General features: G+C 40.8%; 14 protein-coding genes. 7 read left to right on the plus strand and 7 right to left on the minus strand.

Features of this window, described 5'->3' with window-relative positions; genetic code table 11:
- Positions 1-9 precede the first annotated feature (9 nt).
- On the minus strand, positions 10-180 hold the full coding sequence (locus H3V11_RS02805; protein ID WP_198223552.1) for a hypothetical protein: 171 nt from the start codon (positions 178-180) through the stop codon (positions 10-12).
- A gap of 90 nt (positions 181-270) precedes the next feature.
- Between H3V11_RS02805 and glmS the strand changes: the two genes are divergently transcribed.
- The 3 genes from glmS to H3V11_RS02820 all read left to right on the plus strand — a co-directional run bounded on the left by glmS (position 271) and on the right by H3V11_RS02820 (position 4,523).
- Positions 271-2,112, plus strand: coding sequence for a glutamine--fructose-6-phosphate transaminase (isomerizing) (glmS, locus tag H3V11_RS02810; protein WP_078474989.1), 1,842 nt, complete (start codon positions 271-273; stop codon positions 2,110-2,112).
- 428 nt (positions 2,113-2,540) lie between these two features.
- Positions 2,541-4,046 (plus strand): glucosyltransferase domain-containing protein, encoded by a 1,506-nt coding sequence (locus tag H3V11_RS02815; RefSeq protein WP_198223553.1) that lies wholly within the window; start codon positions 2,541-2,543, stop codon positions 4,044-4,046.
- Between the two features lie 309 nt (positions 4,047-4,355).
- Positions 4,356-4,523, plus strand: a complete 168-nt coding sequence (locus H3V11_RS02820) for a hypothetical protein (RefSeq protein ID WP_157785054.1) — start codon at positions 4,356-4,358, stop codon at positions 4,521-4,523.
- Positions 4,524-4,683: 160 nt separating this feature from the next.
- Here H3V11_RS02820 and H3V11_RS02825 read toward each other — a convergent pair whose 3' ends face one another.
- Both H3V11_RS02825 and H3V11_RS02830 read right to left on the minus strand, forming a co-directional pair.
- The gene (locus tag H3V11_RS02825) at positions 4,684-5,766 is read right to left on the minus strand and encodes an ADP-ribosylglycohydrolase family protein (RefSeq protein WP_198223554.1); all 1,083 of its coding nucleotides are present in this window, start codon (positions 5,764-5,766) and stop codon (positions 4,684-4,686) included.
- A 449-nt stretch (positions 5,767-6,215) separates the two neighbouring features.
- Entirely contained in the window at positions 6,216-6,854 is a 639-nt protein-coding gene (locus tag H3V11_RS02830) for a hypothetical protein (RefSeq protein WP_100125002.1), read from the minus strand.
- A gap of 362 nt (positions 6,855-7,216) precedes the next feature.
- Here H3V11_RS02830 and hutW point away from each other — a divergent pair, with 362 nt between their 5' ends.
- Genes hutW through H3V11_RS02845 form a run of 3 tightly spaced genes read left to right on the plus strand, consistent with a single transcriptional unit; the run spans position 7,217 to position 9,798 of the window.
- On the plus strand, positions 7,217-8,599 hold the full coding sequence (hutW, locus tag H3V11_RS02835) for a heme anaerobic degradation radical SAM methyltransferase ChuW/HutW (protein ID WP_198223555.1): 1,383 nt from the start codon (positions 7,217-7,219) through the stop codon (positions 8,597-8,599).
- A gap of 40 nt (positions 8,600-8,639) precedes the next feature.
- Entirely contained in the window at positions 8,640-9,143 is a 504-nt protein-coding gene (hutX, locus tag H3V11_RS02840; RefSeq protein WP_198223556.1) for a heme utilization cystosolic carrier protein HutX, read from the plus strand.
- A gap of 10 nt (positions 9,144-9,153) precedes the next feature.
- Positions 9,154-9,798 (plus strand): NAD(P)H-binding protein, encoded by a 645-nt coding sequence (locus H3V11_RS02845; protein ID WP_198223557.1) that lies wholly within the window; start codon positions 9,154-9,156, stop codon positions 9,796-9,798.
- Between the two features lie 117 nt (positions 9,799-9,915).
- Here the strand turns inward: H3V11_RS02845 and H3V11_RS02850 are convergent, their stop codons facing one another.
- The 3 genes from H3V11_RS02850 to H3V11_RS02860 all read right to left on the minus strand — a co-directional run bounded on the left by H3V11_RS02850 (position 9,916) and on the right by H3V11_RS02860 (position 12,880).
- On the minus strand, positions 9,916-10,254 hold the full coding sequence (locus tag H3V11_RS02850; protein ID WP_025331531.1) for a zinc ribbon domain-containing protein YjdM: 339 nt from the start codon (positions 10,252-10,254) through the stop codon (positions 9,916-9,918).
- A gap of 119 nt (positions 10,255-10,373) precedes the next feature.
- On the minus strand, positions 10,374-11,156 hold the full coding sequence (yaaA, locus tag H3V11_RS02855; RefSeq protein WP_198223558.1) for a peroxide stress protein YaaA: 783 nt from the start codon (positions 11,154-11,156) through the stop codon (positions 10,374-10,376).
- A gap of 332 nt (positions 11,157-11,488) precedes the next feature.
- Positions 11,489-12,880, minus strand: a complete 1,392-nt coding sequence (locus tag H3V11_RS02860; RefSeq protein WP_025331533.1) for an NAD-dependent succinate-semialdehyde dehydrogenase — start codon at positions 12,878-12,880, stop codon at positions 11,489-11,491.
- Positions 12,881-13,358: 478 nt separating this feature from the next.
- Here H3V11_RS02860 and H3V11_RS02865 point away from each other — a divergent pair, with 478 nt between their 5' ends.
- Entirely contained in the window at positions 13,359-13,910 is a 552-nt protein-coding gene (locus tag H3V11_RS02865; RefSeq protein WP_025331534.1) for a flavodoxin family protein, read from the plus strand.
- A 102-nt stretch (positions 13,911-14,012) separates the two neighbouring features.
- Here the strand turns inward: H3V11_RS02865 and H3V11_RS02870 are convergent, their stop codons facing one another.
- Positions 14,013-14,990 carry a TerC family protein gene (locus tag H3V11_RS02870; protein WP_304944948.1) on the minus strand — a complete coding sequence of 326 codons (978 nt, stop codon included), beginning with the start codon at positions 14,988-14,990 and terminating at the stop codon, positions 14,013-14,015.
- Between the last annotated feature and the right edge of the window lie 96 nt (positions 14,991-15,086).

Here is a 15,086-nt window from a genome sequence, read left to right on the forward strand (position 1 = left end):
ATAATTTATCTACCAAACATCATCCTGAAAACCAATAGCATAAACATATCTGTCTGTTTGTACAGCCGGCTGTAAACAAAGTTTACTGTACAAATTCGCCGTTTCCATTACAATCTTCATTTCAAATAAAACTGAAACAGCATCATCAGGCAGACGATACACAAAAACTGGAATCAGCAAGGCATAACCCGCAAGCCGCAATAGCCGCATTCCAGCCAGGTAAAAACCGTAATTGCACTGCAACCCATGCCTGTTGAAAAAGGATAAACCATGTGTGGCATAGTTGGCGCCATTCGCGCACAGAATAACGTAGTAGAATTTCTTACCAGCGGTCTGGAACGGCTGGAATACCGCGGATATGACTCTTCCGGCATTGCCGTATGGACACCGGACGGTATTGAGCGCGTACGCCGTGTCGGCCGCGTTAAATTTATGGAAGAAGCCGCTCAGGCTGCCGGACTCAAAGGCAGACTGGGTATTGGTCACACCCGCTGGGCAACACACGGTGGTGTTACCGAACCCAACGCCCATCCGCATATTTCTAACAATATGATTGCCATTGTTCATAATGGCATTATCGAAAACTTTGAAAGTGAGCGTAGCCGGCTACAGGCACTGGGTTACGAATTCACATCCCAAACCGATACAGAAGTCATCGCTCACAGCATCCATTACGAATACACCCACACCAGCACCGGCAACCTGTTTCAGGCGGTACAAACTGCCTGCAAACGTTTTCAGGGTGCCTATGCCATCGGCGTTATTGCCAGAGACAATCCCGATAAACTTGTGGCTGCGCGTATGGGCTGTCCACTGTTAGTGGCACTGGGTGAAAATGAAAGCTTTATCGCTTCCGATGTTTCCGCCGTTATTGCTTATACCCGTCGTGTTGTCTTTCTCGAAGATGGCGACCTTGTTCAGCTATCCACACAAGGCATTGATATTCTGCTCGACAAACACAATCAGCCGGCAGAACGTGAAATCAAAATGTCCGAACTGTCCTTAGCTTCGCTCGAACTGGGGTTGTACAGCCATTTCATGCAAAAAGAAATTCATGAACAGCCCAAAGCCATCACCGACACCGCCGAAGTATTTCTGGTAGGCGGCTTTGAGCCGGAAAACTTTGGCGCCAGTGCTGCCGGCATCTTTGAGCGAATCCGTAACATTAAAATTCTTGCCTGCGGTACCTCCTACTACTCCGCACTCACTGCACGTTACTGGCTGGAAGCCATTGCGCAAATACCGACAGACGTCGAAATTGCCAGTGAATACCGCTACCGCAAAGTTATTGCCGACCCGGAACAGCTGGTCATCACAATTTCTCAGTCCGGCGAAACACTTGATACCATGGAAGCGCTTAAATATGCCCAGTCACTGGGCATGCAGCACAGCCTTTCTATTTGCAATGTAATGGAATCAGCTCTGCCGCGCGAAAGTGAACTGGTACTGTATACCCGGGCCGGTGCCGAAATCGGTGTTGCCTCTACCAAAGCCTTTACGACTCAGCTTGTAGCATTGTTCGGACTGGCGGTAACACTGGGCAAAATGCGAGGACTGGTTACCCCTGAAGAAGAAGAGCAATATACCAATGAGCTGCGCCTGCTACCTGGCAGCGTGCAGCATGTACTTAATCTCGAACCGCAAATTGCCGGCTGGGCAAATCAGTTTGCCGCTAAAAATAACGCACTGTTTCTAGGCCGCGGCATTCATTACCCCATCGCCCTTGAAGGTGCTCTGAAACTTAAAGAGATTACCTATATTCATGCCGAAGCTTATCCCGCCGGTGAGCTTAAGCACGGTCCACTGGCACTGGTAGACCAGAATATGCCTGTAGTGGTGATTGCACCTAATGACAGCCTGCTCGAGAAAGTCAAAGCCAATATGCAGGAAGTAGCCGCACGCGGTGGTGAGCTCTTTGTATTCACCGATCTGGACAGCGAATTCAGCGCCGGTGAAGGTGTACACGTTATCCGTACTCCGCGCCATATGGGCGTACTTTCCCCGATTGTACACACCATACCGGTACAACTACTGGCCTACCACACCGCACTGGCTCGCGGCACTGATGTAGATAAACCACGAAATCTGGCGAAATCAGTGACTGTAGAATAAGTAGCTTGTGAACGATTTTTAATTTTAAACGCCCTGTTGTTTTCAACAGGGCGTTTAAAATTAATCTTACTTAAACTAAAAATATTAAAAATAAACTCAGAGTCACGTAATATCCTAATTAATCTGCATTTTCATAGAGTGATTAGCTTTTTTATTACATATAATTATTTAAAACTAATATCAGCTTTATTTATAATATTTTTAGCATAAAACCTCAAATCAACTTTATATTTTGTTTTTTACTTTAAAAATAGTTTTTATTAGCTTCAATCTTCTTATACAGAGTAACTGATTAAATCAAATTGAATTATAATTTTGCTATAGAAAAGAAAGCTCCGGTTTATTCAAGATTCTATGTCAGCGACAAATATTCCGGAGAAATATAGATTATTAAACAACAAGCTTTACCTTAATAAGGGTGACATTGAATGCAAATTTTTCAGCCAGACCAGAATAATAAAAACCAGATTGCCGTATTTTCTTTTCTGTCCGCATTAATCATCTATATTTTTGTTTTCGGCTTTGAGCTTACTCATTTTTCTTTGTCTATAGATGAAGAATTCAATAACAACATTTTGCATACTGTCGCAATTGGCAGATGGGGGCATGCCTTATTGAAAGCCAGTATTTATCCGGAACCTTTTATCCCCTTTTTCACTGAAATTCTGACGTTTATTTTATTGGCCGCTTCGTGCACGGTAATTGTCAAAATATTTTGTTTAAATCTGAATCAATCGCTTTTCTTTACTGTTTTATATGCCTCATCTGTACAGTTTGCCTATCAGTTACAGTTTCTGAACCAGTGTGACACACTGGCCACAGCAATATTACTGTCATCTGTTGCCGTATACTTGATTGTCAGAAAAAATTCCTTTCTGCATACCGTAATTTTTCCGGCCTTTCTGATCTGTTATTCAATAGCTATTTATCAATCATTAATCTTTCTCCCGTACTCATTACTAATCGCATATTTATTAATCGATGAGGTCAGAGGTACAGAAAATACCCGGCATTTAAAACTGATAACTGCTTTATGTATTTCATCAGTTATCGGATTAATACTGTATTTTGTACTGGGAAAATTAATCCTGAATTATTATCATCTGCAGTCTGAATCTTATTTAAGCGATCTTGTCACCTGGTTTAATGAATCCCCCGGACAAAGCTTACACAAGATTAGACGTTCTATAGAGCGTTATTTCACTTTAAAAGCTCCATATGGATTAAATACTTTTTTAATTGCGTTTGTATTTTTAATTTTGCCACTCCTACATCCGTTAAAAAGAAAAGCCAGATATGGGTTTTATGTACTTTTAAGTATTCTGACTTTATTCTGTATGAATATTATTGTCGGCAAAGGGTTACCACCCAGAACGATGACCAGTTTTGCCGTATTCTTTGCCTCTGCAGGATTGATTGGTTTTATTATTATTCGAAAAAATAAATATTTATGGGCGGTGGCCGCTTTTTCATTTTTATATGGTATAGCCTGTTCCAGTAACCTATTTTATACAGACTATATTGCCTACAATAAAGATTATCGGCTGGCTTCATTTATTGCCAGTGATATCACCAAAGAAATAAAAGTATCTCCGGATACCCCTGTCAAAGTATATTTCTTTGGTGCGATGGATATTAAACGCGTAAACAGACCAAATAATTCAGATATGTTTGGTGCTTCATTTCTTAACTGGGATAGTGGTAATTCCGCAAGAATATCTGCATTTATGAATAAAGCCGAAATTGCCACTATCATTCCCGCATCCTATGATGATATTAAATCTGATTTAAATACCGTTCATGCCGCACCTGTGTGGCCGCAGAAAGGCAGTATTTTCCGGATAAAGGATGTGGTAGTAGTAAAACTCGGACAAAGCGTAGGTTATTGCCCGAACGGCGTTAAGGAAAATACGATACCGAAACAATGTTTATAAAATCATCGGTCTGTTTTTATCTGTTTAATGGTTCAGCAATAAAGTATTTATTGCCTAATACGGCGGTAACAGCCGTCTGAAACCATGTAGCATAATCATACAGAATATATGGTTCTGATACCTTAAATATAGATTTCAATCAATGTAGTAGAATTATTTTTATTGAAGCATTTCTAAATTAACCAACTCAATATTGAAGATTAGTTTAAGAGTAATAACAAAGCAATCATTATTCTAAAATTTTTATAAAAATGTTATAATTTATATGCTTATTTTTAAATAATATCTTTATCTCATAAAGGGAGAAAAATGAAAAAATATAAAGTTGTTTATGCGTTACCAAATGAATCAGCAGATAGATTTAAAATTATTGAAGCTGAAGATGCCATGCAAGCCAAATTCCAGTTGAGAGGAAAAATTTCAAATGAATATTCTGGTTATTTAGAAATATTAGATGTACAAGAAATATCAGATTAATATTCCTTATTAGTTATTCAATTAAAATTCTGATTGTTATTTTATATTGATTAATCCAATAAAATAAGCCACTTTTAATGTGGCTTATTTTATTGACTTTTAAATATATTTTTATAGTTATAAGTTTTTATCAAGAACAAGAGTATTAATTTTTAATAATTTAGAAGGGCGGTAACAGCCGTCTGAAACCATGCAACATGATTATGCAGAAAAAAAGTATATTTCTGCATAATAAGAAAACATATGGTGGCTGTTTCAGACTGATAATCTGTTTCGGATGATGTTTTCTGTCAGCCAGTGCCACCGAGAGTTTGCGCAGATAATCCATACTCATCGGCCATTCTTTCACACCTTGCAGCCATTGTTCCGGAATACCTGCTTCGCCTACATAAATACCAGCAAGAGCGCCGGCAATGGCTGCCGTGGTATCAGTATCGCCGCCCGCTTGTATTAATGCACTGACGGTTTGTTCGTAATTACCATAATAGCGCAGCCATGCATAGATAACAGCAGGCACAGTATTGTTAATATAGCCAGTAATTCCTTTTTTTTCCAGTTTCAGCGCCAGCAGATATTCATGCAATTGAGCCTGCTGCTTAAGTTTCTGCTGAGCCAGTTGCAAGTGACTGATAAGCTGCTCTCCGCTTAGCGCAGGCATAATCTCAGCAAAGAAACTGTCAGCAGACACCTCAGACTGTTGCCGGCTGGCATAGCCGGCAGCCATGGCAATCACCCATGCGCCTTCTTCTGCACGCGGATCAGTATGAGTTATGATGGTAGCTGCATGAATGCATTCACGCATGATGTCCGGATTACCGGCAAAAAACCAGCCTATCACCGGTGCACGCATAGCCGCTCCGTTACCGGCAGAATTATTACCGCTTTTAGCCGGATTTATACCCAGACACAATTTCAGACAGGCTTTTAAAGTAGCCATACCCAAACCGGCCGGCATGGTCAGAAACCATCGCCTCATGCCTCTGCCCAGCCGGCTACTAAAATCCTTCGGATTCAGCTTACAGCTCAGCAGACATTGTGCCACCATCGCTGCATGCTCAGTATCATCACTGCATAACCCTATTCTCCCCCATGGAGTAACAATCAGGTTGTGCTGAATTTTATCGCCAAACATACGTCTGGCTCGCTTAGGAGCAATACCCTCACGAGCCAGCCCTATTGCATCACCAACTGCGGTACCAATAAGCAATCCGGTAAACTGCCGGACAGACTGGGTTTGTTGCATAATTTATTTCCGGTGGATAAATAATAAATTTACAAATGTTAACTATACAGTATTTTCTTTATTAATTCCTGTTTTAACTGTTGAGATTATCAAATTTTTTATTTATTTTCAGAATATTCAATAATAATGGCTTAGCCATAAAGATAACCTGCTGCCAATTAAATATATAGTCAGAATACAGAGTTTATATAATTACCATTTAATAAATACAATTAATTCAAAAATCAGAACTTTAATCAATATTGATTTTTATAAATTCAGTTTTAAGCTTATCAAGCTTTAATTCAGAAAGATAAATTTATTCACACTCCCATCTGATTCAGCCGCATTCTTTTTACCCATAGATAACCGTTTGATGATAATAAATAATTTTTAGCAACAACTAAATTAGGATTTGCAAGAGAAACATTTATTTTAAATGTTTCTCTTGCCGTTTAAGATTTATTTTATTAATCAGAAATACAAGCATCAATAGCAGAACAGTGAAGCCATTTTTTAATTTTCCTATTTTTTTCTGTTGTATATTCAATTTCATAAAAATCATTTTTATAATTTAATAATTCTACCTTATCCTCTCTAATTAAATATATTTTTGTTTTATTTTTTAAATTTGGAGAATCATATAGATAACTCTTATCCACCGTAAGCTTAAATCCATATTCTTCGGGCTGATATTGAGTTAAAAGGAAACGATTCATACAATCATTAATATCTGTTGAAGTATAAAATGTGTTGCAAAATTTTGAAGCATATTTCTCTGTTAATAGATTGAAATAAATATTATATTGTTTTTGCTCTGGAATTTCAGTGATGTATTTTTGTAATTTAATATTTACTGGTATTTTATTATGATATATCAATAAAATTAATTCATTAATAAAAGAATTTTGTTCGCTAATTAAACAGTCTGGATAACTGAATTTATCCTCCTGACCAAAGCGGTAAACATCAATATTATCACGTACCCAGTTACATTTTTTATACAACTCACTTTCCCATTCCTCCTGAAAAATATCAATATTTTTTTTTAAAAGAATTTTAGATAATTTATCTATTATAGTTGAATTATGTTTTATAGTATTATCCATATCAATGAACATCCTCTCTATTGGACTAATAGAACTAAAAACATTGTTACTCATAAATATTAATATAATTAGTAGAATTTTCTTCATTACTATAATCCTTTTTCGAAAAATTTAGCTTCATCTTCTCTTCTTTTTACTAATCCATTTAATTTTTACCTTTAATCATTGATAGATGAATTCCAGCACGCATAAAATAGTTTTTGCACAACTATTTTACAGAATAAACATTTCTATTGGCATATTCAAGTCTGTTGATATGTATCAATAAACAGGATATTGTTAAGTATACATGGTCATAAAACCATTGCCATATGATAATAATTATTATTTAATTCTTGCAGCTTTCAATTTATGTCTGTGTTATGAAATTATTGGATTTAAGCCGTTATTATGCTGCATGTTCTGGTTTACCGTTTCAGGATCGCCGGGCTGTGATGCCATTACGCGCAAGTATGCCACTGGCTGCGGAAGATATCGAAAAGCAATGGCAACAATTACAGCAAACCAAACTTACCGGCAATAAAAGGCTGATTTATATTCATATCCCCTTTTGTGATACTCACTGCCAGTTTTGTGGTTTTTACCAGAATCTGCTGCGCAAATTTGATACTGAAGCATATATTGATGCTTTACTAACCGAAATCACTCTGGAAATCAACAATCCGGCATTACAGTCTGCACCCATTCATGCGGTTTATTTCGGAGGTGGTACACCATCCGCTCTGCCTGCCGGTCAGCTAGCTCGGGTAATCAGTTTACTGAAACAGTCCTTACCTCTTGCACCTGATTGTGAAATTACTATTGAAGGACGAATTTCTGATTTCGATGAGGCACGTACAGATAGTTATATAGAAGCAGGTGCAAACCGGTTTTCAATCGGTATTCAGACTTTCGATACCAATATTCGTCAGAAGCTCGGACGCTTATCCAAACGTGAACAGATTATAGAAACATTTGAACGGATTGCCGCTAAAGACAGTGTAGCACTGGTGTGCGATCTGATGTTCGGATTGCCCGGGCAGACGCCTCAGAGCTGGCAGACAGATTTAGAACTTGCTGCCGGTCTGCCGCTGGATGGTGTGGATTTGTATGCTCTAAATCTGCTCTCTTCCACACCGCTGGCTAAGCGGGTGGAAAACGGCCAACTTGAATTACCTTCAGTAGCGGATAAATGTCATTTTTATTTACAGGGTGAGGCTTTTTTACGCCGGCAGGGCTGGATGCAGCTAAGTAACAGCCATTGGGCTAAAACCACACGTGAACGAAATTTATATAATCTGCTAATTAAGCAGGGTGCTGATTTCTTTGCATTTGGCTCCGGTGCCGGTGGTCGGCTGGGCGGTCAGTCATTTATGCTGCAACGCGATTTGGCTGAGTACTATACCCGGCTGAAACAAGGCAAAAAGCCATTGATGATGCTTACTGGCCAATCTTTACTAGGAGAATGGTTATATCAGCTTCAGGCCGGTATAGAACAGGGCCGGGTTGATTTAGCTGCACTGACAACACAGGCTCACTTATTGGATCCGTTACTGGAACAATGGCAGCAGGCGGGTTTACTCGTCAATGATGCACGCTGTCTGTTGCTAACACCATCAGGCCGTTTCTGGTCGAGCAATCTGTTACAGGCTTTGCAGCAATTACTATTGTCTTTGAATAATCCGGAACATCTTGAGCGGCAGGAAAAAATGATGCAGATGCGCCAAAGCGGAAAACCCGCGCCAGGGCATACCGCTGCTCCGTAATATCACAGCGTCAAAACAGTTTTAATTTAAGGAAATAAGAATGACTGAACAATCTGCAAGTAATAATCTTAAACTTTTCATGCAAAGTAACCCGGAAGGTACGCTGGAACAGATTGCCCGGCAATATCAGACTAGTTTAACTGCAGTAATTGAAGCCATGCCTGATGCAGTAATGACAGACGGAAGTCAATTTGATACTGTGTGGCAGGAAGTGCTTTCATGGGGTGAAATTAATTTTCTGGTTCACACTCCGGATATTATTGCTGAATTTTCCGGTGAACTGCCAGCTGGAAAATATGGTGCCGGTTATTTTAATTTGCAGCATAAGCAAGCATTCGGTGGGCATATCCGGTCAGAAAACTGTGCACATATCGCTTTTGTTGAGCGCAGTTTTATGCATATGGCTACCGCGGGAATTATTTTTCTGAACCATCAGGGTGAAGCTATGTTTAAAATTTTTGTCGGACGTGATGAACAAAGACAATTAAAAGCACAGCAATTAGATAAATTCAGAATTCTGGCTCAACGCTTCCGTCCGGACTAAGGAAAAACTGATGAAAACGCTATTATTGTTTGGGGTGAGCCCTAAAAAAGGCACTGGCTATCAGGTATTACAGCTGGCATTACAACAATCATCTGAATGGCGCTGCGCGACACTGGTACGCGATGCCGCTTTTGCCGCTGAATTAAACCGGCAGGGTGTGCAGACTGTGGTTGGTGATGCTACTGATGAATCCAGTGTCAAAGAAATATGCCGGCTTGCCGGCACCAATACCGTAATTGTCTCTACTCTGGGTGGATCAGCTGGCGCACATTATCTGGCTCAGCGCCTGATTATTGATACAGCTGAACAAGCTGGTATCTCCAGAATGCTGCTGGTTACATCTCTGGGCTGCGGCGACTCATGGCATACAATGTCTGAACGCGCAAAAACTGCTTTCGGGCATGCTGTACGGGAAAAATCTCTGGCAGAAGTATGGCTGCAAACCAGTAAGCTGAATTATGAAATTCTGCGTCCGGGCGGTTTGTCTAATGGTGACGTTACTGGCACAGGTAAATGTTTTTATCAGCAGGAGGTACATGGTTTTATTCATCGTACTGAACTGGCTAATGTTATTATGCAAAGAATCAGTGCCAGTGTTCTGGACAACCGTATCTATGCAGTCGTTGACCCGGGGTTAACTTCCGACAATAATTAGAGCATATTTGCGCCTGTATGTGGATAACTTAGTTATCCACAGATCAAAACCCGCCCTGTCTGCAATTAAAAATTGGCAGACAGGGCGGGTTTTGTGCACGTACCTCTTTAAAAAATATCAGGCCTTTTTCACAAAGCACGCTTTAAGCATGATTTTCATGCCGTCAATTTTGCAATCAATTTCATGATCGCCTTCAACCAGACGAATACCTTTAGCTTTGGCACCTTTTTTCAAAACAGTGCTGCTACCTTTAAGCTTAAGGTCTTTAATCAGAATAACGTCGTCACCAGTCGACAACGGATTACCGTTACTGTCTTTAACATCAAGTTCTTGTGATGAGCCGGTATTGCTGGCAGCATCCCATTCGTGTCCGCATTCCAGGCAGACAGTAAAGCTACCATCAAAATAATTCTGTTCGCTGGCACATTGCGGGCAGATTGGGGTTGATTCAGACATGGTTACACCTTTGCGATGGTAAAAGCGGCGATTGTACCTAATTTTGCTACAACTACCACATTTTTATGTACTTGCTCTGCTTTTTTGCAGCTTTTGCACAGCTATACTGAATAATATGCCTAATTACGGTATTGCTGAGCTGTTTTTTCTGAACGTTTGAACACCAGTTCATCCTCACTTGATTCATGTGCAGCAAACTGGTAACCATGCTCATTGAATTCATGCAGCATTTTAGGTGAGTGCAGTTTATTGCGTACAATAAAGCGAGTCATCAATCCCATGGCCTCTTTCGCATAAGCATTAACATTCATGTATTTACCCGCTTTTTCATCCAGAAAAACCGGTTTAATTACCTGTGCTTTAAGTTTATCCTTATCTATTGCTTTGAAATAATTATCAAAAGCTAAATCAATGATGGTTTCAGTTTCGATTTGATTCAAATGGCTGGTCAGGGTTTCATGCCAGAAATGATACAAATTAATACCTTTAGGATTCTCCAGACGTACATTCATGCTCAGGCGGTAGGGCTGGATTAAATCCAGCGGACGCAATATGCCGTACAAACCGGAAAGAATACATACAGCGGTTTGCATATAATCCAGTTCATGCAAGGATAAATCACTAACTTTCAGGCTGGTGTAAATATCACCACTATAGGCAAAAATCGCCTGTAAAGCATTATCAGGGGTAAATGGCGTATGCCAGTCCTGAAAACGCTGCTGATTAAGCTCAGCCAGATGCGGGCTGATGTGCATCAATTCCTCCAGCTGTTTCACACTTAGCTGACGACAATAATGTACTAACTGTTCGCTCTGTTTAAGAAACTGTGGCTGAGTATACTTTTCACTCAGGCGCGGATTAGCAAAGTCCTGACTGGTGGGTGCAGCGATAATGGTTAACATACGGCCTCCTATTCAATCACTGGTACACATTTATGCTCATCATGGTGAAATAAAATATTATTATCAATCAGATAATGCATAAAAACTCGATATCACCACTTTACCTGAGAAAATATTGTCAGCAGAACACAATAGCCGGAATTTAGCATAATGCTACATATATATTACATTTCAGTAACGTATATGTCTCTCCAGGTAAACACTTTACTGAACCGAAAAACAGATTGCTAACCACAATGGAGAAAATAAAGAAAAAAATTAATTTACTGACAGCCGAAAATAAAAAAACAGGGCCGCACACTGTCAGCCCTGTTTTGCTTTATTTGCTCTGCTTAGAATTCACCGTCAATATCGGCAATACTTACCAGCTTAGCATTAACAAATTCTTTTAAGCCCAGATCCAGTAATTCACGTCCGAATCCGGAACGTTTCACACCACCGAAAGGTAAGTCAGCTTTTACCATGGTTGGATGATTAATAAATACCATACCGGTATCAATCTGCTGAGCCAGCTGTGCACCGCGTTCTTCGTCAGCAGTAAAGATAGATCCGCCTAATCCGTACGGGCTATCGTTAGCAATCTCGATAGCGTGTGCTGCATCTTTAGCACGGTAAATTGAAGAAACCGGACCAAAGAATTCCCAGTGACGTGCCGGATTATCCGGCTGAATATTGGTCAGAATAACTGGCCGGAAGAAACAGCCCTGAGCAGGCATGTCCAGCGGGATTTCCTCAGCGTGCGCACCAAGCTTAACTGCTTCATCCAGCTGCTGCTGTAAACCAGTAACGGCTGAGCGTGAAGACAGCGGAGCCAGTGTTGTGGCTGCATCCATCGGATCACCCATGCGCAATTGCTGCACACCCTGACGATACAAACTCAGGAAACGATCGTATACACCATCTTCTACAATAATACGTTTGGCACTGACACATACCTGACCGGCATTCCAGTGACGTCCGAAAACAGCCCATTTAGCTGCTTTTTCGATATCTGCGTCATTGAGTACGATGAACGCATCTGCACCACCCAGTTCGAGGGTACATTTTTTCACTGCGGCTCCGGCCTGAGCGGCAACAATGGCACCGGCACTTTCAGAGCCAGTCAGCGCTACACCGCGTACACGCGGATCTGCAATAATTTTGGCCAGTTGAGCATGAGTTGGATAGAGATTCTGGAAAGCACCGGCCATTAAACCGGCCTGAAGGAACATCGCCTCCATTTTCGCTGCACACTGAGGTACATTAGAAGCATGTTTCAGCACAATCACATTACCGGCAGCCAGTTGCGGGGCTGCAATACGTGCTATCTGGTAATAAGGGAAATTCCATGGCTCAACAGCCAGAATAATACCCTGCGGAGCAAATTCAATACGGGCACGATTACCTTTATTGGATGTAACCGGTAACACTTCCGGCTGAAGCTGCCGTTCAGCATTAACTGCATAATATTCAAGAATCTGTGCTGACAGTTCCGTTTCTGCTTTAGCTTCACTAAACAGTTTACCCATTTCCAGCGTGAGTAAACTGGCATATTCTTCAATATTAGCCCGCAGAATATCCGCAGCGTTTTGCAGAATACGCGCACGCTGGGCAAATGTAGTAGTTTTCCACTGATGGAAAGCGGCATCAGCATGATTTAATGCTGCTTCCAGCTCAATATCGGTAGTATCAGAAAATGCCTTTACCTGTTGCTCGGTATAAGGATTGGTACTAGCGTACGCCATATAATTACCTCTCATGAGTAAAAGTTACACCACGGTTACTGCCCTGTTGGCTATTTTTGGTGTGCCGCCGGTACGGGCAGGTTCTGAAACAATTACAGTGTTTACTATGAAGAAATGGTTGTGTGCCTGATGTGTGCTGCCGCTGTTAATTATCTTTTGTAAGCCTGATACAGGCTACCGGCAACATTAATTTTCCTGTCTGTTATCACTCTAGCATGATTATGTATTAATTGAGTTTAACAATAATTTACCACAACAGCAAGCGTACCGTAAACTAACAAATTCCAGCATGCTGTCTTAGTGCATTAGTGTATTAGCTAAATACCATAGCAACTGGTATGTGTAAGGATAATAATGCATCAGTCAATAATTTCTTCGCAGGCAATAATCGAAATTTTTGTTTCCTGAAACTCTCTTGCAGTAGCAGCACAGCACGCATAAACTGTTTTAACATTTAATCATTCATAAGGATGTACAAATGAGTAAACTGGCGATAGTGGTTTTTTCCGGTTACGGCCATACTCGTAAAATAGCTGAAGCAGCCGCTGCAGATACCGATGCAGTACTGGTTGAAATTGATGCTAATGGTGATCTGGACAATGATCAGTGGCAACAGCTTCACGACGCCAAAGGGATTATTTTTGCCGCACCTACTTATATGGGCAATGTACCCTGGCAATTCAAAAAATTTGCTGATGCCACTTCAGGACTGTGGGCAGAGCGCGCATGGCAAAATAAAGTATTTGGCGGATTTACCAATAGTGCCAGCTTTAACGGTGACAAACAGGTTACGCTTCTCTGGATGCAGACACTGGCCGCACAGCACGGCGGTATCTGGGTAAGTCTGGGACTGTTACCGGCCAATAACAAAGAAGCAGACCGTAATGATATTAATGTACTCGGAGGCTCTGGAGGAGCGCTGATACAAACACCGGCAGATGCCAGCGTAGATGAAATTCCGCGCGGCGATATTGAAACCGTTAAAATCTACGTAGCACGGGTAAGCGAAATCATCAATAAATTAGCTTAATCGTTTTTAAGCTAATTTCGAATTTCAGCCCGTTATCTGTTTTTGCCGGTTAATGGCAGTAACAGATAACAGGCTGTTTAAATAAATATCACCTATTATTAATTAAGCTGATGGTTGTTGTCTGGTTTTCCACCATGAAGCAAGTATAGCAATCATTAAAGCACTAAACACGATAGTCAGTGAAGCAAAAGAAGGAATATGCCACCATTTGGCCACCAGCATTTTGCCGCCAATAAAAGTTAAAACCACAGCCAGCCCGTATTTGAGATAGATAAATTTTTCTACTACATTGGCGAGTAAAAAATACATCGCACGCAGCCCCAGTACCGCAAAGATATTGGAAGTAAAAACAATAAATGGGTCAGTGGTGACGGCAAATACTGCCGGAATACTGTCAACAGCAAAAACAACATCACTTAATTCAATCACAATCAAAGTAAGCAGCAAAGGAGTTGCCATACGCTGACCGTTTTCAACGGTAAAGAATTTTTCCCGGTTTAACTGCCCGCTAACACGCATATACCGGTGCAGCCAGCCTATCAGCGGATTATCAGCCAGACCTTTATCTTCCGCCTTTTCAGGCAGCATCAGCTTAATCCCGCTATAAAGCAGAAATATACCAAACAGATACAATACCCATTCAAAACGGCTGACCAGTACTGCACCCAGAGCCACCATAATGGCGCGTAGTAAAATAGCGCCCAGTACACCGTAAAGCAAAACACGATGCTGGTACTCAGCCGGCACTTTGAAATAACCGAATATCAGAATAAATACAAAGATATTATCGACTGAGAGTGATTTTTCCAAAACATAACCTGTCAGAAAATCCATCACCGAATCTGCTGCTATAGCCGGACCGGCGGCAGGATTATGTGCCAGCTCAAAATACAGCCAGGCAGCAAATCCGAGAGAGACAGTAATCCAGACTGTTGTCCATAGCAGAGCTTCTTTGGTACTAACCCGATGCACTCCCTCTTTTTTCAATGTAAGCATATCAATTGCAATCATCACAATGACAATCACGATAAATACGCCATAGAATAAAGGTGTACCGACAGAATTCAGCTGTAGCTGCATAAGTTTTTCCTGCTAAATATTTTTATCATAAAAAATCTGGTAACCATACCAGTTATCAGAATCAGCAGTCAGGTAAATGGCTTTATACCGGCTGCT

The sequence above is a fragment of the Snodgrassella sp. W8158 genome, assembly GCF_016100435.1.
Classification (GTDB): Bacteria; Pseudomonadota; Gammaproteobacteria; order Burkholderiales; family Neisseriaceae; genus Snodgrassella; species Snodgrassella alvi.